Source organism: Exiguobacterium sp. RM11 (genome assembly GCF_059821525.1).
Genome location: NZ_CM187558.1, coordinates 1,005,341 through 1,024,426 on the forward strand (window position 1 = coordinate 1,005,341; position 19,086 = coordinate 1,024,426).

Annotated in this window: 14 protein-coding genes; all 14 read left to right on the plus strand. The window is 47.5% G+C overall.

Annotated features, from left to right (window positions below; translation table 11 throughout):
- Window positions 1-60: 60 nt before the first annotated feature.
- The 14 genes from dnaE to mutM all read left to right on the plus strand — a co-directional run bounded on the left by dnaE (window position 61) and on the right by mutM (window position 19,083).
- Window positions 61-3,228, plus strand: coding sequence for a DNA polymerase III subunit alpha (dnaE, locus tag AC5LIL_RS05270; RefSeq protein WP_499825154.1), 3,168 nt, complete (start codon window positions 61-63; stop codon window positions 3,226-3,228).
- 77 nt (window positions 3,229-3,305) lie between these two features.
- Window positions 3,306-3,860 (plus strand): FadR/GntR family transcriptional regulator, encoded by a 555-nt coding sequence (locus AC5LIL_RS05275; RefSeq protein WP_214782193.1) that lies wholly within the window; start codon window positions 3,306-3,308, stop codon window positions 3,858-3,860.
- A 14-nt stretch (window positions 3,861-3,874) separates the two neighbouring features.
- The gene (gene accD, locus AC5LIL_RS05280; protein WP_074033936.1) at window positions 3,875-4,729 is read left to right on the plus strand and encodes an acetyl-CoA carboxylase, carboxyltransferase subunit beta; all 855 of its coding nucleotides are present in this window, start codon (window positions 3,875-3,877) and stop codon (window positions 4,727-4,729) included.
- On the plus strand, window positions 4,707-5,657 hold the full coding sequence (locus AC5LIL_RS05285) for an acetyl-CoA carboxylase carboxyltransferase subunit alpha (RefSeq protein ID WP_214693239.1): 951 nt from the start codon (window positions 4,707-4,709) through the stop codon (window positions 5,655-5,657). The genes accD and AC5LIL_RS05285 overlap by 23 nt, the downstream gene beginning before the upstream one ends.
- 160 nt (window positions 5,658-5,817) lie before the next feature.
- Window positions 5,818-6,786: a 6-phosphofructokinase gene (gene pfkA, locus AC5LIL_RS05290; protein WP_214693237.1), complete on the plus strand. Its 969-nt coding sequence runs from the start codon at window positions 5,818-5,820 to the stop codon at window positions 6,784-6,786.
- Window positions 6,787-6,879: 93 nt separating this feature from the next.
- The gene (gene pyk, locus AC5LIL_RS05295; RefSeq protein WP_074033426.1) at window positions 6,880-8,622 is read left to right on the plus strand and encodes a pyruvate kinase; all 1,743 of its coding nucleotides are present in this window, start codon (window positions 6,880-6,882) and stop codon (window positions 8,620-8,622) included.
- Between the two features lie 67 nt (window positions 8,623-8,689).
- Window positions 8,690-9,154 (plus strand): DUF441 domain-containing protein, encoded by a 465-nt coding sequence (locus AC5LIL_RS05300; RefSeq protein WP_074033425.1) that lies wholly within the window; start codon window positions 8,690-8,692, stop codon window positions 9,152-9,154.
- A 185-nt stretch (window positions 9,155-9,339) separates the two neighbouring features.
- Complete coding sequence (citZ, locus tag AC5LIL_RS05305; protein WP_271304548.1) at window positions 9,340-10,452, plus strand: citrate synthase; 1,113 nt, start codon at window positions 9,340-9,342, stop codon at window positions 10,450-10,452.
- Between the two features lie 99 nt (window positions 10,453-10,551).
- A complete protein-coding gene (icd, locus tag AC5LIL_RS05310) occupies window positions 10,552-11,820 on the plus strand; it encodes an NADP-dependent isocitrate dehydrogenase (RefSeq protein WP_083600123.1) in 1,269 nt (422 codons plus the stop codon).
- A 37-nt stretch (window positions 11,821-11,857) separates the two neighbouring features.
- Window positions 11,858-12,790, plus strand: coding sequence for a malate dehydrogenase (mdh, locus tag AC5LIL_RS05315; RefSeq protein ID WP_074033422.1), 933 nt, complete (start codon window positions 11,858-11,860; stop codon window positions 12,788-12,790).
- A gap of 182 nt (window positions 12,791-12,972) precedes the next feature.
- A complete protein-coding gene (locus tag AC5LIL_RS05320; RefSeq protein ID WP_074033421.1) occupies window positions 12,973-13,674 on the plus strand; it encodes a response regulator transcription factor in 702 nt (233 codons plus the stop codon).
- Window positions 13,671-15,398: a two-component system histidine kinase PnpS gene (pnpS, locus tag AC5LIL_RS05325; RefSeq protein WP_214782205.1), complete on the plus strand. Its 1,728-nt coding sequence runs from the start codon at window positions 13,671-13,673 to the stop codon at window positions 15,396-15,398. The genes AC5LIL_RS05320 and pnpS overlap by 4 nt, the downstream gene beginning before the upstream one ends.
- 241 nt (window positions 15,399-15,639) lie before the next feature.
- Window positions 15,640-18,234, plus strand: a complete 2,595-nt coding sequence (gene polA / locus AC5LIL_RS05330; RefSeq protein WP_499825155.1) for a DNA polymerase I — start codon at window positions 15,640-15,642, stop codon at window positions 18,232-18,234.
- A gap of 21 nt (window positions 18,235-18,255) precedes the next feature.
- Entirely contained in the window at window positions 18,256-19,083 is an 828-nt protein-coding gene (mutM, locus tag AC5LIL_RS05335) for a DNA-formamidopyrimidine glycosylase (protein WP_499825157.1), read from the plus strand.
- The last annotated feature ends 3 nt before the right edge of the window (window positions 19,084-19,086 follow it).

The following is a 19,086-nucleotide window of genomic DNA, read 5'->3' on the forward strand; positions in this document are numbered from 1 at the left end:
TGTATCAGAGAAGTGGAGAATTGAGTTTGACAATATCATTAAATAGAAAGGAGGACGAAGATGATTCATCTTAATGTCAGAACTGCTTTTAGCTTACTACAAAGCACGATTCGACTAGAGCAATATGTGATGCAGATGACAGAGCGGGGGAGTCGCGCGGTCGCCATCGCAGACGATGCCTTTTATGGTGTTCCATCGTTTCTATCCTACTGCAAACGCTATGGGGTGAAGCCGCTCATCGGACTGAGAACCGTCCTTCGACTAGACGGGCTCGATGTTTCGGTACTTGCGTATGCATCGAACGAAGCAGAACTACAAGAGCAATATCGAATCATCAAGAAAGGCGGGATCGATGAACGCACGACGATGCCACTCATTGTCCTACCGGAAAACTGGAAAGCGAGCGACCCGGTCCATCGACGTCGTCTTTATCATCAACTGCTGTCTTTTGTAGACGAGAACAGACTATGGCTCGGTCTCCCGGCACCGCAGACGACAGAACAGGTACAACTGTTAAAGCAACTTCGCATGATGAAAGAAGAACTCGCCGTCCAACTGATTCCGGTCCCTGAAACGAGATATATGCGACCTGAAGATGTGGAGGGTTTCCGGGCAATCTCTGCCATTCGAGAAGGCGAAGTGATGTCAGAGGAGGATGTACGTCAAAAAGGTCTGCATGTCCGGCTACCAAGCGAGATGAACGACTGGTTCACTTCAGAAGAATTGGGCGAGCTTAGGCGATTTGAAGAACTGATTCAACTCGAGCAACTTCCACAAGCGGAAGGCGCGATTCCAGAGTTACCGGACGCTGATCAAAAGTTGAAGCAGCTCGTCGGTGAACGGTTAAAAGCGATGGAATTGATGAAAGAACCGTATATCGGACGAGCGAAGTTTGAGCTTGACGTCATTGCCAAGACCGGGTTTTCTTCGTATTTTCTGATTGTCGAAGATATCATCCGATTCGCCCGTGAGTCCGGGATCGAGGTCGGTCCAGGTCGGGGGTCGGCGGCCGGCTCGCTCATCAGTTTTGCACTGCACATTACAGAAGTCGACCCAGTTCGCTATGGTCTCCTATTTGAACGGTTCCTCAATCCGGAACGCGTCTCGATGCCGGATATTGACTTAGATTTTGAAGATGAGCGTCGGGAAGAAGTCGTTTCATACGTGCTATCGAAATATGGGGAGACTCATGCGGCGCAAATTGGTACACTCGCAACCTTTGGGGCAAAGGCAGCCATCCGTGACGTCGCGAGGGCGCTCGGCATGACGTTAGAAGAGGGGCAGGCTGCAAGTAAACAAGTGAAATCAGGTGGGTTGGACGAATTGATGGCGAATCCAAAACAGATGAAATGGTTCGCAGGTAGCCAGAAGCGTCAACAGTTGATTCGGATTGCGAAACAGCTAGAAGGGTTGCCACGTCAATCATCCATACACGCCGCTGGGGTTGTACTCAGTCGTCAACCGATTGAAGACGTGACTCCACTTCAACCCGAACTCGAGGATCATGTGACCCAATATAATATGAAGGATTTGGAAGAAATCGGGCTACTCAAAATTGATTTACTCGGGCTCCGAAACTTGACTCGCCTTCGTCAAATGGAGGAATTGGTCCGCGAGAGTGACGCGTTGTTCTCCTTGAAGACGATTCCCTTACATGATGCCCGGACGTACCGATTGTTAGCAAGAGGAGAGACGAACGGGATCTTCCAGTTTGAGTCGTCGGGTATGAAACAGGCGTTGCGCCAAGTCAAACCGACAGAGTTTGAGGATATCGTCGTGACGATGTCGCTCTATCGACCAGGACCGATGCAGTTTATTGAAACGTATGCAAAACGAAAACATGGTATGCCATATCAACCGATTCACCCGGACGTCGAAGAAATCATGAAGTCGACATATGGCGTGCTCGTTTATCAAGAACAGGTCATGCGACTTCTTCGAAAACTCGGTGGATATTCATTTGCCGAGGCGGATTTAATCAGACGAGCGATTGCCAAAAAAGATACCGGTACGATTGAACGAGAACGAGAGCGGTTTTTACGTCAATCTGAAGGAAAGAACCGAGATGTCTTGTCACAAATCTTCTCTTGGATTGAAAAGTTTGCAGGATATGGGTTTAACCGTTCCCATGCGGTCGCCTACAGTTTGATCAGTTATCGATTGGCTTACGTCAAAGCGCATTATCCACGTGTTTTCCATGTCGTGACGTCGGAGAAGACCAGTCAACTCGTGAGACTATTGCGTAAAGACAAAATCCCTGTGTATCCGCCAGACGTATTGCACGGTCATGCCGATGCGATACTTGAAGGTCCTGGCGTCCGTCTTGGGCTTAAAGCGATTCAAGGACTGACGAAACGAGACGTCGAACGACTCATCGAGCTGAATGGACAGCTAAAAGACGTCCGGACTCTTCAAGAAGCGATGGAATGGAAGAGTAAAGATCAACTCAAGTTGAGACGTTTACTAGGAGCTGGAGCGCTTGACCGAATGTATCACGGGGATCGGACGAGTGCGTTTGAAGCAGTCGAACGTTTACGTGAAGAGGCCGGTACGCACTTCTTACCAGATGAACTATCATCACTCGGGCTTAAGCAGAAAAAAGCGAAAGAACCAAACTGGTCTGAAGAAGAGCGGGAAGCACTCGGAACATGGGTTGTGCACTCGCCGCTTACGACGATTCCGCACGTGGGAATTGAGCCCTCCACGATTGAAGACGTTCTGCACGGGACGAACGGGTATCTAGTCGTGTATGTGGACGACGTGCGTACGTTCATGACGAAAAAGCAAGAACGAATGGGTGTCATGATGGTAGATGATGGGATGACGCAAGAAGAAGTCGTCGTCTTTCCTAGAACCTTCGCTCAATTCAGTCGCTCCCTCTACGTGGGTAACATTTTGTTGCTTGAAGTCCATTCGAACGAACGGGATGGACGTAAACAATTGATTGTCGAGCGGGTGCGCCCATTACATGGTCAAGCTTTGTTCGTAAGGCTTACGCTAGATCGATTCTCTGAACTAGAAGATTGGATTCAGCGTGCGCAAGGAGATGTTCCGGTCGTCTGTCGGTTCACGGATTCGAAAGAAGTGAAACAACTGGCATCCGCTTTTTCAATCAACCCGAACGAGGAGTACGTCGCAGAGGCGAAGAGACGATTTGGAGAAGAGAATGTTGTGTTAAAACGAATCGATCTAAAAATGGTTGGTCCAGAAACTAGTACCAAGTCCTAAATAATGATATAATCGCACTAATTGGTCTGACCACTTAAAATTGATAAGTGATCCAAATAAGGGAGTTGAACGGTCAGATGCATGAAAAACACGCATCCACATTTCACGAGAATATTTCAAAGATACGAAAATTAATTGTCCAATCGTCGTTGGTCCCGGGAGACCGGCTTCCATCCGAACGTGAACTTGCGGAGACGCTATCCATTAGTCGCGCTTCCGTTCGAGAAGCGCTACGCGCGTTAAGCTTTTTAGGCATCGTTGAGACAAGGCGCGGTGGTGGTACTTTCCTATGTGAACAAGACCGGCATCGCTACATCGAGATTTTGTCGGAGTTCATCGTCACGAAACAGACGAAAGCGACCGATATCATCGAAATGCTTAAACTGTTAGAGCGAATGGCGTTTTCGGAAGTAGAGCCGACGAAGGAGCGACTGACTCAATTAGAGGCAGTGATCGAAGAGGATCGAACGTTTCGTCAGCAACTCATTTTTCAGTTGAAGAATGAGTTGTTCATCAGGATTTGGAGCGAAGTGAACCGATTTTTCGAGGGACTAGATGTTGGGGAGTTATATACGCTCGAAGAACGTAAGCGTTTTGTCGAGACGTGGCGTGGAATGGGGATGCCGGAATGAACGAGGGGGAAGCGATGACTGCTTTTTTCAAGAAACCGAAACGATATATGCCGTTGCGTCAACGAGAACCAAAAATTGACGCTCCACAGGGATTGATGACGAAGTGCCCATCTTGTAAATATATGCATTATACAAAACAGTTAAACGAAAACCATAAGGTATGTGACTGTGGCTACCATTTTCCGCTTCATGCACAGGAACGAATCGACATGCTCGTCGATGAAGGTTCTTTCGAACGGTTTGCGGGACCTTCCGTCAAAGCGAATCCACTCGATTTTCCTGATTATGAAGAAAAGTTGAATAAAGACCGTGAACGGACCGGGATTGAAGAAGCGGTCGTTTGCGGAAAAGCGACGATTGATGGACTACCACTCGTCGTTTGCGTGATGGATGCTCGATTCCGAATGGGGTCGATGGGTGCTTACGTAGGGGAAGCGATTGCCTCTGCTGTTCGCCAAGCGACGTCACGTCGTCTTCCGGTCGTCTTATTCACAGCGTCAGGTGGCGCACGCATGCAAGAAGGGATGGTCAGCTTGATGCAGATGGCGAACACGTCCATCGCTTTAAAAGAACATGATGAAGCGGGCCTTCTCTACATCGCCTATTTGACACATCCGACGACAGGTGGGGTTTCAGCAAGTTTTGCGATGCTTGGCGACTTAAACGTCGCAGAGCCCGGTGCGCTTATTGGATTTGCGGGAAGACGAATCATCGAACAGACGATTCGGGAAAAACTTCCAGAAAACTTCCAGACGGCAGAGTTCTTACTCGAGTCTGGACAATTGGACGCGGTCATCCATCGTGAACAGATGCGTTCGTTCTTGAAGAAAATGATCGGATTACACGATGGGGGTGTTCGACATGTTTGACCCAATCAAAGAAGTGACCGAACAGTTAAACAAATTGCGTGAGACAGCCGAAACGAAAGGGATTGACCTATCACGTGAGATTCGTCACCTGGAGTTGAAGCTCGACCGATTAGAAAAAGATATTTATGGGAATATGAAACCGTGGGACCGCGTACAATTAGCGCGAAACCCGAAACGCCCGACAACACTCGATTACATCCATCACATGTTCCCTGATTTCATGGAACTCCATGGCGATCGTCACGGGTATGATGATGCGGCAATCGTATCGGGACTTGCGACATTCGAAGGTGTTCCGGTAACCATCATCGGGCATCAGCGTGGTCGGAATACGAAAGAAAACATGAAGCGGAATTTTGGGATGCCACACCCTGAGGGATACCGAAAAGCACTACGTTTCATGAAGCAAGCCGAGAAGTTCAACCGTCCGATTTTGACATTCATTGACACGAAAGGGGCTTATCCAGGGAAAGCCGCTGAAGAGAGAGGTCAAAGTGAGGCGATTGCTCGAAACTTGTTTGAAATGGCGACGTTGAAAGTACCGATCGTTTCCGTCGTTATCGGAGAAGGCGGTTCTGGTGGTGCGCTTGGGATTGGTGTTTGCGACCGATTGTTGATGCTTGAGAATAGTACGTACTCGGTCATCTCGCCAGAAGGTGCAGCGGCACTTTTGTGGAAAGATGCCAAACAAGCAGAGCGTGCAGCAGAAACGATGAAAATTACAGCACAAGATTTGTTCAACCTAGGGATCGTGGATGAAGTTGTAGGTGAAGTGTATGGAGGCGCGCATGTCGATGTGTCATTACAGTCATCACTCTTGAAACCTGTATTATTACAGCACATGAACGAGTTGCTCGATCTGTCGACTTCTCAGCTTATTCAAGGACGTGCGACCAAATATCATCAAATTGGCACAATTAGTGAGTGAAAACGGTAACAATGGCTTTGAATATAGAGTTATTCATTCATCAAGTGACTGCTTTGTAACATACCCTATGCATTTTTTTCACATACTTGTGTTGTAAAACAAAGGTCAGACATGGTATTTTATTTTCAGATTTCGTTAAAACACATAAGAGGTGAGTGACGTGAATTTAAAACGTATTGCGGTATTAACGAGCGGAGGAGACGCTCCTGGAATGAACGCTGCTGTCCGTGCCGTGACCCGAAAAGCGATTTTCGAAGGTCTTGAAGTGTACGGTGTGTATAACGGCTACCAAGGATTAATCGAAGGTGATTTAGTCGAATTAAACCTTGGATCAGTCGGCGACATCATTCAACGTGGAGGTACGTTCCTTCGCTCTGCACGCTGTCCTGAATTCAGAACTGAAGAAGGACGTGCAAAAGCAGTAGAACAGTTGAAGAAGTTCAATATCGATGCCCTCGTGGTCATCGGTGGAGACGGCTCTTATCGCGGAGCTCAAAAATTGACGGAACTCGGATTCCCAACAATCGGCCTTCCTGGTACGATTGATAACGACATTCCGGGAACGGATGCGACAATCGGTTTCGATACAGCGCTCAACACAGCGCTTGACGCAATCGACAAAATTCGCGACACAGCTTCATCTCATGAACGTACGTATGTGATTGAAGTAATGGGTCGCGATGCTGGTGATATCGCACTTTATTCTGGTCTCGCTGGTGGCGCGGAGTCGATTCTTGTCCCAGAACGTCCAGAAGAGTTGAATGCAATCGTGGAACGGATCAATCACGGGATTGCCCGCGGTAAGAAGCACTCGATCGTCATCGTTGCTGAAGGTGCCGGAAGTGCTGAAGAAATCGGCAAGTTGATTGCTGAGAAAACGAACTCAGAGACACGTGTTACGATTCTCGGACACATTCAACGTGGTGGTTCCCCAACTGCTGCAGACCGTGTACTTGCAAGTCGTATGGGTGCATACGCTGTTGAGATTCTTCTTGAAGGGAAAGCGGGCCGCGTCGTCGGGATTCGCAATAACCAGATGATGGATCTTGATATCGATGAGGCGCTCGACCACAACAAGCACACAATCGATATGCAATTGATTGACCTCGTCAACCAATTGTCAATCTAAACGATTTTAGAAGTTGCAGAGACGGGATCAGGTCTATGGCCCCCCGTTTTCTGTATGTAAGTTGCACTATATCCCCTAGGAGGTTTTTATATTATGCGTAGAACGAAAATTGTATGTACGATTGGACCGGCTTCTGAGAAGCGTCTTCCTGAAATGATTGAAGCTGGAATGAACGTTGCCCGTCTCAACTTCTCACACGGTGACTATGAAGAGCACGGCGCTCGTATCCGTGACATCCGTGAAGCGGCGAAAGCAGCTGGGAAAGTGGTCACAGTCCTTCTTGACACGAAAGGTCCAGAAATCCGTACACATACGTTTGAAGATGGAAAAGCTCTTCTTGAAAAAGGGAAAGAAGTCACAATCGTTTCAAGTGAAGAAATCGTCGGAACGAAAGATCGTTTCTCTGTAACGTATGAAGGTCTTTACGATGATGTAGAAGTCGGTTCACACATCATGCTCGACGACGGTCTCATCGGACTCCGTGTCGTTGAAAAACTTCCGAACCGCGACCTCCGTTGTGTAATCGAAAACGAAGGAATCATCAAGACGAAGAAAGGTGTTAACTTGCCAAACGTCAAGGTAAACCTTCCTGCCCTCACAGACAAAGATATCTCGGACATCGAGTTCGGTATCTCACAAGACATCGACGTCATCGCAGCATCGTTCGTACGTCGTGCGTCTGACGTGGTAGAAATTCGTCAACTTCTTGAAAAACACAACGCGTCACACATCAAGATTTACCCGAAAATCGAGAACCAAGAAGGTGTGGATAACATCGAAGAAATCTTGGCAATCTCTGACGGCTTGATGGTTGCTCGTGGTGACCTCGGTATCGAGATCCCGACAGAAGAAGTAACACCTGTTCAAAAAGAACTCATCAAGAAGTGTAACGACCTCGGTAAGCCGGTCATCACTGCAACGCAAATGCTCGACTCGATGCAACGTAACCCACGTCCGACACGTGCGGAAGCATCTGACGTAGCAAACGCGATCTTGGATGGAACAGATGCAGTCATGCTTTCTGGTGAAACAGCTGCAGGGGACTACCCAATCGAGTCAGTTCAAATGCAAGCTGCAATCGCAGAGCGCACTGAGCGCATGCTCGACTACAAAAACTTGTTGAAAGATCGTCAGAAGCGCAGTGAGCATACGGTAACGGATGCGATCTCACAAGCGGTTGCTCACACAGCAATCAACTTGAACGCCAAAGCGATCTTGACGCCAACACAATCAGGATACACGGCTGCTCGTACGGCGAAATACCGTCCAGAAGCGAACATCATCGCAGTCACTGAATCAGAGCGCGTTGCTCGTCAATTGAACCTCGTTTGGGGCGTATACCCGATCGTTGCTGAGACGATGCCAAACAACACGGATGAAATGTTGGTTCAAGCATCAGAAGCAGCACGTCACGCTGGATTCGTCACTGACGGTGACCTCGTTGTCATCTCAGCTGGTATTCCTGCAGCGACAGCTGGTACGACGAACATGATGAAAGTTCACATCGTCGGTCATGCTCTCGCAGACGGACGTGGAATCGGTGAGCGCGGTGTCGTTGGAGAAGTCGTTGTCGCAAAAAATGCGGAAGAAGCAAACGCGAAAGCAAAAGACGGCATGATTCTCGTCGCGCCATTCACAGATAAAGAAATGATGCCTGCCATCGAAAAAGCGGCTGGAATTATCACGGAAGACGGCGGATTGACGAGCCACGCTGGTATCGTTGGACCATCACTCCGTAAGCCAGTCATCGTAGGTGTGGATACTGCCACAACTTCACTTCGTGACGGTCAGATGATTTCAATCGACCCACTCACAGGTAAAATCTATAACGCATAATTGAACGACAATCGAACCGGCCTTCTACAAAGGTCGGTTCTTTTTCCGTTCGAAGAAAGGAATACGTATGAGTGCATATTTATTTTTAATTCTATTGGTGCTAATTGGTGTCATTGCACAAAACCAGTCAATTATTATCGCGAGCAGTGCGTTACTCATCATCAAAGCATTAGGGTTTGGTGATCAATTATTTCCGACACTTGCATCGAAAGGAATCAATTGGGGTGTGACGATTATTACCATTGCCGTACTCGTCCCGATTGCAACCGGAGATATCGGTTTTAAAGAATTGTGGAATAGTATTCGTGGTCCAGTTGGAATCGTTGCATTTGGTTCAGGAATATTTGTAGCCTTAGCAGCGGCGCAAGGCGTGCAATTGATGCGCGTCGACCCGGTCGTCACGACGGCCCTTCTCGCAGGCACGATTCTAGCGGTCGGATTCATGAAAGGCGTACCTGTTGGACCGTTGATTGGAGCTGGAATTGCAGCCTTGATTCTAGGTGGATATCAAGTCATTGAAAAATGGTTTTGATATTTTCTGACAACTGAAGCCGCTTACATTTCTTTTTTGCAATAAATTGTTTATACTATATAAAGGACAGGGTAAACGGAGACTGGGTGAAAGCAGGGGAGAAGCCCGTCCCGTATCCTTATTCCCTATACAAAGACTGTTTTTACGGTCGACCACTTTCAAACAAGACTGAGGGGGAGTTATGAATGTCAACGACAAAAGGGTTAGAAGGTATTGTGGCAGCAGCCTCAAAAGTCAGCTCAATTATTGACGGTCAATTGACTTATGGAGGATATACCATTGATGATTTAGCGGACCATGCCACATTTGAAGAAGTTGTATTTTTATTGTGGAATGATCGCTTACCAAATGCAGAAGAACTAAAGTCACTTTCGGAGGCACTCGTGAAAGAAGCGACGTTGCCAGAAGAAGTGATTGATACGTTAGCTCGTGCACCGAAATCAGCCAATGCAATGGCGACGATTCGTACGGCGCTCTCACAACTTGCTCTATATGATGAAGAATCTGAAGACATGAGTGACGAGGCAAACATGCGTAAAGCGATTCGTCTTCAAGCTCAAGTCGCTACAATCGTGACGGCATTCGCACGTCTACGTAAAGGCGAGCAACCTGTCGCTCCAAAAGAAGGTCTATCCTATGCAGCAAACTTCTTATACATGTTGAATGGAGAAGAACCAAGTGAAGTTGCAGAGAAGACAATCGACAAAGCACTTATCCTTCATGCAGACCATGAACTGAACGCTTCGACGTTCACGGCACGTGTCTGTGTGGCGACGCTTTCTGATATGTATTCTGGTGTGACGGCGGCGATGGGAGCACTCAAAGGGCCGCTTCACGGTGGTGCAAACGAAGCGGTTATGAAAATGCTTCATGAAATTGACTCGGTCGACCGTGTTGAAGAATATGTACGTGGTAAATTCGAGCGCAAAGAAAAAATTATGGGCTTCGGTCACCGTGTCTACAAGGACGGCGACCCGCGTGCGAAGCACTTGAAAGAAATGAGCCGCCAGTTGACTGCTCAAATCGGCGAGCCGAAGTGGTATGAGATGTCTGAAAAAATCGATCATCTCGTTGAAACAGAAAAAGGATTGAAACCAAACGTCGACTTCTACTCGGCATCAACGTATTATGCGCTCGGTCTTGAAGAAGACTTATTCACGCCAATCTTCGCCGTATCACGGATGTCAGGTTGGATCGCGCACATTCTCGAGCAATATGCGGATAACCGCTTGATTCGTCCACGTGCGGAATATGTCGGTGAAACAAGCCGTAAATATGTTCCTGTGAACGAACGTTAATTCGAGACACATTTTAGACAAAAGTTTGGTAAACTAACAAGTGACGTAGGTCGGCGTACGCGTCGACCTACAGTAATGTACTTAGGGGGATTCATTATGTTGACACAAGGACAAAAAATTACAGTTGAAAACGGTGTATTGAACGTACCAAACGTTCCGACAGTACCATTCATTATCGGTGACGGAACAGGTCCTGATATTTGGAACGCGGCTGTTCGTGTATTCGATGCTGCAGTTGAAAAAGCATACGGCGGCGACAAGAAAATCGAATGGATGGAAGTATACGCTGGGGAGAAAGCTTATAACGAAAAAGGTGAGTGGCTCCCAACAGAAACACTCGATCAAATTCGCGAGTACTTGATTGCAATCAAAGGACCACTTACGACACCGGTCGGTGGTGGAATTCGTTCATTGAACGTTGCCCTTCGTCAAGAGCTCGACTTATACACGTGCCTTCGTCCAGTTCGTTACTTCACAGGTGTTCCTTCACCAGTAAAACGTCCTGAAGATACAGACATGGTCATCTTCCGTGAAAATACAGAAGATATCTACGCAGGAATCGAGTACGCGTCAGGAAGCGACGAAGTGAAAAAACTCATTAAATTCTTGCAAGATGAAATGAACGTGAATAAGATCCGTTTCCCAGAGACATCAGGAATCGGCATCAAGCCTGTTTCTTCTGAAGGGACAGAACGTCTCGTCCGTGCTGCGATTGAATATGCGATTGCGAACGATCGTAAATCTGTCACGCTCGTACACAAAGGGAACATCATGAAGTTCACAGAAGGCGCATTCAAAAACTGGGGTTATGCACTCGCTGAAGCTGAATACGGTGACAAAGTGTTCACATGGGCACAGTATGACCGCATTAAAGAAGAGTCTGGCGAAGCAGCTGCGAACGAAGCTCAGTCGAAAGCAGAAGCTGAAGGAAAAATTATCGTTAAAGATTCGATCGCTGATATCTTCCTCCAACAAATCTTGACACGCCCACGTGAGTTCGATGTCGTCGCGACAATGAACTTGAACGGTGACTACATCTCAGACGCACTTGCTGCGCAAGTAGGTGGAATTGGGATTGCACCTGGTGCAAACATCAACTACATCACAGGACATGCAATCTTCGAAGCGACACACGGTACAGCTCCGAAATACGCGGGTCTCGATAAAGTAAACCCATCTTCAGTCATCCTTTCAGGTGAGATGATGCTCCGCCACATGAACTGGAACGAAGCGGCTGACCTCATCATCAACTCAATGGAGAAAACAATCGCTTCGAAAGTTGTCACATATGACTTCGCACGTCTCATGGACGGCGCGACAGAAGTGAAGTGTTCTGAATTTGCGGATGAATTGATCAAAAACATGTAATTCAAACGAATAAGTCGCCAATTGAGGGGGAGAGCTCATGATTCGTCGTAACAAAATTTCTGTAATTGGAAGTGGCTTCACCGGTGCAACCACTGCACTATACCTGGCTCAACGTGAGCTAGGGGATGTCGTCCTACTCGATATGGAAGAAAAAGTTGGACCGACGAAAGGGAAAGCGCTCGACATGCAAGAAACGGCTCCGATTCAAGGGTTTGACGCTTGGGTCACAGGAACATCGGATTACGCCGATACGGCTGATTCGGACATCGTCGTGATCACGGCGGGCATCGCGCGTAAGCCAGGGATGAGTCGAGACGATCTCGTTGCAACCAATGCAAACGTCATGCGATCTGTCGTCAAAGAGATTGCTCGCTATTCTCCGGAAGCGATTTTAATCGTCTTGACCAACCCGGTGGATGCGATGACCTATGCGGCATTTAAAGAATCAGGGTTCCCAAAAGAACGCGTCATCGGACAATCTGGTGTGCTGGATACGGCTCGTTTCCGGACGTTTGTCGCTCAAGAACTGAACGTTTCTGTCAAAGATGTATCCGGGTTTGTTCTTGGAGGACATGGTGACGATATGGTGCCTCTCGTGCGTTACTCGTACGCCGGGGGAATCCCGCTTGAAAAACTCATACCACATGAGCGGATTGAGCAAATCGTCGAACGGACACGTAAAGGTGGCGGTGAAATTGTTCAACTGCTAGGTGACGGCTCGGCGTATTATGCGCCAGCTGCCGCAATCGTAGAGATGGTCGAGGCGATTTTAAAAGATCAGCGTCGCATCTTACCTGCTATTGCTTATCTAGAAGGCGAGTACGGATTTAGCGATTTGTATCTTGGCGTCCCGACGATTCTTGGGAAACATGGCATCGAGCAAGTACTTGAGCTCGACTTGACGGATGAGGAGAAAGCAGCACTTTCACGTTCTGCCGACTCGGTCCGCTCCGTATTAGGCGTCTTATAAGTCAAAAGTGCTTCCTGCAATTTTGTGGGAAGCACTTTTTTGCGGTTTCCATCATGTGGGGCATGCTACACTAAAAGTGGATTTGTTTTGTTTTTGTAAAGATTTGCTTTGAGGTTGGTCGTTGCAAGCTTTGATTTGTAAAATAGAGAGTGACATTTGATGGATTAAGAGGAGGAAGTAGTGTGGCTGATAAAGTAATTGTTGTCGACGACGAAGTATCGATTGCGACGTTATTAAAATTCAATTTAGAACAAGCTGGTTTCGAGGTGGAAACCGCACATGATGGAAAGACAGGATTGGAACTGGCTGAAAAGAAAGATGCCGTCTTAATCGTGCTCGATTTAATGCTTCCGGAAATGGACGGACTTGAAGTGTGTAAGCGACTCCGTCAACAAAAAGTCAACACACCGATTTTGATGCTCACGGCGAAAGATGATGAGTTTGATAAAGTTCTCGGACTCGAGCTCGGTGCAGATGACTATTTGACGAAACCGTTCAGTCCGCGCGAAGTCGTGGCACGTGTCAAAGCGATTCTAAGACGCTCGGCGCCACAAGAAACCGCGGTAGAGGAGGATGTCATTCAAATCGGTGACGTAAAAATTGTCGCGTCGAACTACGAAGTGTTCAAACAAGGCGAACGTCTCGAATTGACTCCGAAAGAATTTGAACTGTTAGCATACTTGGCTAAAAATAAAGGACGTGTGCTGACACGAGACCAATTGCTATCCGCTATTTGGAATTACGATTTCGTCGGTGACACGCGAATCGTCGATGTTCATATCAGTCATCTCCGTGAAAAAATCGAACCGGTCACGAAGAAGCCGACATATATTAAAACGATTCGTGGACTCGGTTATAAAATGGAGGAGCCGACTTCGGAATGAAGACGTATCGCTCTAGATTCATGACCACGCTCATTCTTCTCGTCACAGGCGTGCTTTTGACGCTTGGCATCGTGCTTGGCCAACTGTTCAAAGATTTTTATTTGGATTCTGAACGTGACCGCTTGAAAGAGGATGCTCAGCTCGCCGCTTTGTACCTTGAAGGAGGAGAGCTAGACGAAATTCGAGGATATGTCGGTCAAATCGATGACGGGAGTAGCTTTGACATACTGCTTCTCAATAGCAGGAATGAAGTCATCGCCGGGACGCCGTTTCGTGTCGGGTCAATCGATTATAAGATTGAACCGAGTCTGGTGCCTGAAGACGGAACGTTTGGTGAAGCAGACGAAGATGAACTGATTCAGTTCACAAAACCGATTGAACTTGCGACAGGGGAGACGGTCTATTTAACGTTCATCCGTTACGTGTCAGACCTTGAAGGTGTGTATGATCGAATTTGGTTAACGATTGCGCTCGCGCTGTTCTTTTCATTTTTCATCATCTTATTCGTCCTTCAGCATCTGACGAACCAATTCATACGACCAATCGATGAAGCGACCATCGTCTTACGGGAACTCGCCGATGGTAATTATCGGGCTCGCGTTTACGAACTGCGAAATGACGAGGAAACCGGAAGTCTCGCTGGATCAATCAACGTCCTCGCCCGAAATTTGGAGTCAATTTCACTCGGAGAATCGGTTCAGCGAGCACGACTCGAATCACTCATCGAATATATGGGGGCAGGGCTCCTTCTCGTGGACGAGCGAGGCATCGTCACATTAGTCAACCGTTCGTATCGCGAGATGTTCCAATACGATGATTTGTCGATTGGACAATTTTATCATGGAATGTTACCGAGTCCTGATGTCGAGACTCTGATCGAAGACGTCTATTTGACGGAAGAAGTTCATCGTCGTCAGTTATCGATCCGGACCGGTTTCAATCAGAAGACATATATGGTGTCTGCCGCACCGATTTTCAGTGATACGGGAATGCTTCGTGGAACGACACTACTATTCAACGACATCACGGAGCTGAAGCGACTCGAGAAGATGCGGAAAGACTTTGTCGCGAACGTCAGTCATGAACTCAAGACCCCGCTCACCTCGATTCGTGGATTTAGTGAGACATTACTCGACGGGGCGAAAGAAGTGCCTGAACTCCGCGACCAGTTCTTAGACATCATTCAAAAAGAGGCGACGCGGATGCAGATGCTTGTTGAAGATTTGCTTGAGCTGTCGAGATTAGAACGTGATGATTTCCAGATGGAACTGGTATCCGTCGACTTGAACCAGCTCGTCGATGAGGTATGTCTCTTGCTCAGTCAGAAAGCGGACAAAAAGTCGATTCATCTAGAGGCGAAGCATCATGGGACGGCCGTCTTACAGGCCGATTTGAATCGGATGAAGCAAGTCATCATGAACCTCGTCGCAAACGCCATCAACTATTCTCCGGAAGGAAGTCGTGTCGAAATTTCTGTCGAGGCGAATGAGGATGCCTACAAGTTACGCGTCAAGGACAATGGAATCGGGATTGCTGAAAAAGAAGTCAGTCGAATCTTTGAGCGCTTCTATCGTGTCGACAAAGCAAGAAGCCGAAATTCAGGTGGCACGGGTCTAGGTCTTGCTATCGTGAAACACATCATCGATCTCCATCATGCTACAATCGATGTCGATAGCGTCGAGGGCAAAGGGACGACGTTCACCATCACGTTCCCAACAGTTTGAAATCCTTTACCTCACGTGTGATCAATCATTTTACAAAACCTTGCCATTCCATTCATATTTGCTTTACAAAACCTTGCTATTCTTATGAATGAGACCTCTTCATCATCTCGTGACTCGATCGGTGCTCATCTCCACACGGTCGAGAATTTGGCCCTTTTCTATTCGTAGAAAAGGGTCTTTTTTTTCGAACGCATGTACCCGTATGGTATGATAAATGAAGAGAAGAATGGAGGTCGATTGAATGAATAAACTACTAGTCCTAGATGGGAACTCCTTAACATATCGTGCGTTTTTTGCACTGCCTCCGATGTCGGACGCGTCAGGTCGAAATACGAACGCGGTGTACGGCTTTACGATGATGTTGTTGAAATTGATGGAAGATGAGCAACCGACGCACTTCGCCGTTGCGTTCGATGCGTCGAAGAAGACGTTCCGTCACGATACGTTTGCTGACTATAAAGGAGGGCGTCAAAAGACTCCTGGGGAATTACGCGAACAGTTCCCGCTCGTGCGAGACGTCTGTCGTGCGTTTGGTATCGCTGTCTTAGAACTTGATCAATATGAGGCGGATGATATCATCGGCACGCTCTCCAAGGATACATCATATGATCAAGTGACGATTGTGACGGGAGATAAAGATTTACTCCAACTGATCGATGATCGCGTGACCGTCTACTTGACGAAGCGAGGCATCACAGATGTCGAGACAATGGACCAAACGGCGTTCCAGGAACGTTATGAGGGACTACAACCGATTCAGATGATCGACTTAAAAGGGTTGATGGGGGATAAATCGGATAACATTCCAGGTATCCCGGGTGTCGGGGAAAAGACGGCGCTCAAGTTGATTTCAACATATGGAACCGTCGAGTCCCTTTACGAACATACGGATGAACTAAAGGGGAAACAGAAAGAAAAAGTGGAAGCCAACGAGCGAGAGGCGAAGATGTCAAAACAGTTGGCGACGATTTATACGGACGTGCCACTTAATGTGACCGTTGATGATCTCGTTTTTAAACCTTATGACGCTTCGGTCGTGAAGCCTTTGTTCATGGAACTTCAATTCAAGTCGTTGATCGGTAAATTAGCGGACAGCTTTACAGAAGAAACGGTCGAAAAAGAAGTACGGCCAACAATCGACCTTTCTGAACAAGATTTGTCTCGAGCTGTCCTATTCCTTGAGCAACTACACGATGACTATTTCGAAGAAGACATCGTTGGGGTTGCAATCGCATCAGACCGTGGCGTGACCGTCGGTGACGTGACACTGTTACAAGATGCACGAGTCAAGGAATGGATTGAAGACGAATCGAAGACGACGATTTGTCTCGATGCTAAACAAACAATCATTCAGTTGAAACGTCATCAGTTATTCCTTCGTGGTTACGAAGACTTACTCGTTTCTGGATATTTGTTGAATTTATCTGGTGGAACGTCACTCAGCTCGATTGCTTCTCATTTCACATACCCTCTTGAAGAAGATGAAGCAGTTTATGGGAAAGGCGCAAAAATAAAAGTCCCTGATGAGGAAGTATTCCATTCCCATCTTGCGGAGAAAGCACATGCGATTTTGACGTTGTTCGAACGTGTCGCTTCAGAGTTGAAAGACAGCGAACAGACGGAATTATATGAGGCGCTTGAAAAACCGCTCGTCTCGGTGTTAGCCGAGATGGAATGGGCAGGCATTCATGTAAACGTGGAAACACTTCAACACATGGAGACAGATCTTCGTGAGCGCCTGTCTGCGCTTGAAGTAACGATTCATGAATTGGCCGGCGAACCGTTCAACATCAACTCGCCGAAACAGCTAGGGGTCGTCCTATTTGAGAAACTAGCGCTTCCCCCTGTGAAAAAGACAAAGACGGGTTACTCGACTGCGGCGGATGTCCTTGAGAAGTTGGCGCCGCTTCATCCGATCATCGAGAAAATCATGCATTATCGTGAACTCGGGAAACTACAGTCGACCTATGTAGAAGGATTGCAGAAAGTTGTGAAGGAAGATGGCAAGATTCACACCCGTTACACGCAGACGTTAACGCAAACGGGACGACTCTCGTCAGTCAACCCGAACTTACAAAACATTCCGATCCGATTAGAGGAAGGACGTCGAATTCGTAAGGCGTTCACCGCAAGTGAGCCGGGCTGGGTACTCTATGCGGTCGATTACTCACAGATCGAACTTCGAATCATGGCGCATATGTCACAAGATGAGAAAATGATGGCGGCCTTTTTGCATGATGAGGATATCCACACGTCGACGGCGGCGAACGTGTTCAAAGTCGCAAATGAGGAAGTCACTTCACTCATGCGTCGTCAGGCGAAAGCCGTCAACTTCGGAATCATCTATGGAATCAGTGATTATGGGCTCTCGCAAAACCTAGGTATCACACGAAAAGAAGCACAAACGTTTATCGATACGTACTTTGAACAATTCCCGGGAGTGAAGACGTTCATGGATGCTGCGATTGAACGGGCTCGTGAACATGGGTTCGTCGAGACGATGTTAAAACGACGTCGTAATATCCCGGACATTCACTCTCGTAATTTCAACTTGCGTGGATTCGCTGAACGTACGGCCATCAACACACCGATTCAAGGAACGGCAGCCGACATCATCAAAAAAGCGATGATTGACGTCGACCACGCGCTTCAATCGTCGCAACTTCAATCCAAGTTATTGTTACAAGTACATGATGAATTGATTTTTGAAGGTCCGGCTGAAGAGATGGAAGCATTAGAAAAATTGGTGACGGAAGCGATGGAACATACGGTGACACTCGATGTTCCGTTACGTGCGGATGGAGCCGTTGGAACGACGTGGTTCGATACGAAATAAGAAGATAGAAAGGAAATCAGTATGCCAGAATTACCAGAAGTCGAAACGGTTTGTCGCAGATTACGACCTGCCGTTTCCGGAAAGACGATTCAGTCTGTCGATGTGCTTGACCCTAAAATCATTCGGGGACTCGAGCCAGAAGAATGGGTCCATCATTTGGTCGGAGAGACCATTACAGATGTGGAACGTCGAGGGAAATTTATTTTATTTAAATTAACGAATGGATATCTCGTCTCCCATCTTCGGATGGAAGGGAAGTTCTTCCCATATGAGACAATCACAGCACCGGCTAAACATACGCATGTCGTCATCAACTTCACGGACCAATCGACCCTACATTATAATGATGTGCGGAAGTTTGGAACGATGGAGTTGCGGACGAATGAGGCGGTTCATACGACACCACCACTGTCACTGCTCGCATATGAACCGTTTGACGAGCGTGTGACAACTGATGCATTGCATAAGCGACTAGAGCGGATGAAGACACGCGCTATCAAGACGGCGCTTCTCGATCAGTCCATCTTCGTTGGATTAGGGAATATTTATGTAGATGAAACATTGTTTCGTGCTGGTGTGCATCCGACACGACCAGCTGCTAGTTTGACGCACGAAGAAGTGGAGCGTGTACGCATTGAAGCGGTAGCCGTGCTAAATGAGGCCATTGAACGTGGAGGAAGTACGATTCGGAGTTATACGAATCCAGACGGAGCCGCGGGAACGTTCCAAGAACGACTTTATGTATACGGACAAGCCGGTGAACCATGTCGCCGTTGCGGACAAGAAATTGAAAAGATGAAACTAGTCGGTCGTGGCACGCATTATTGTCCACGCTGTCAACAACGTTAAGGA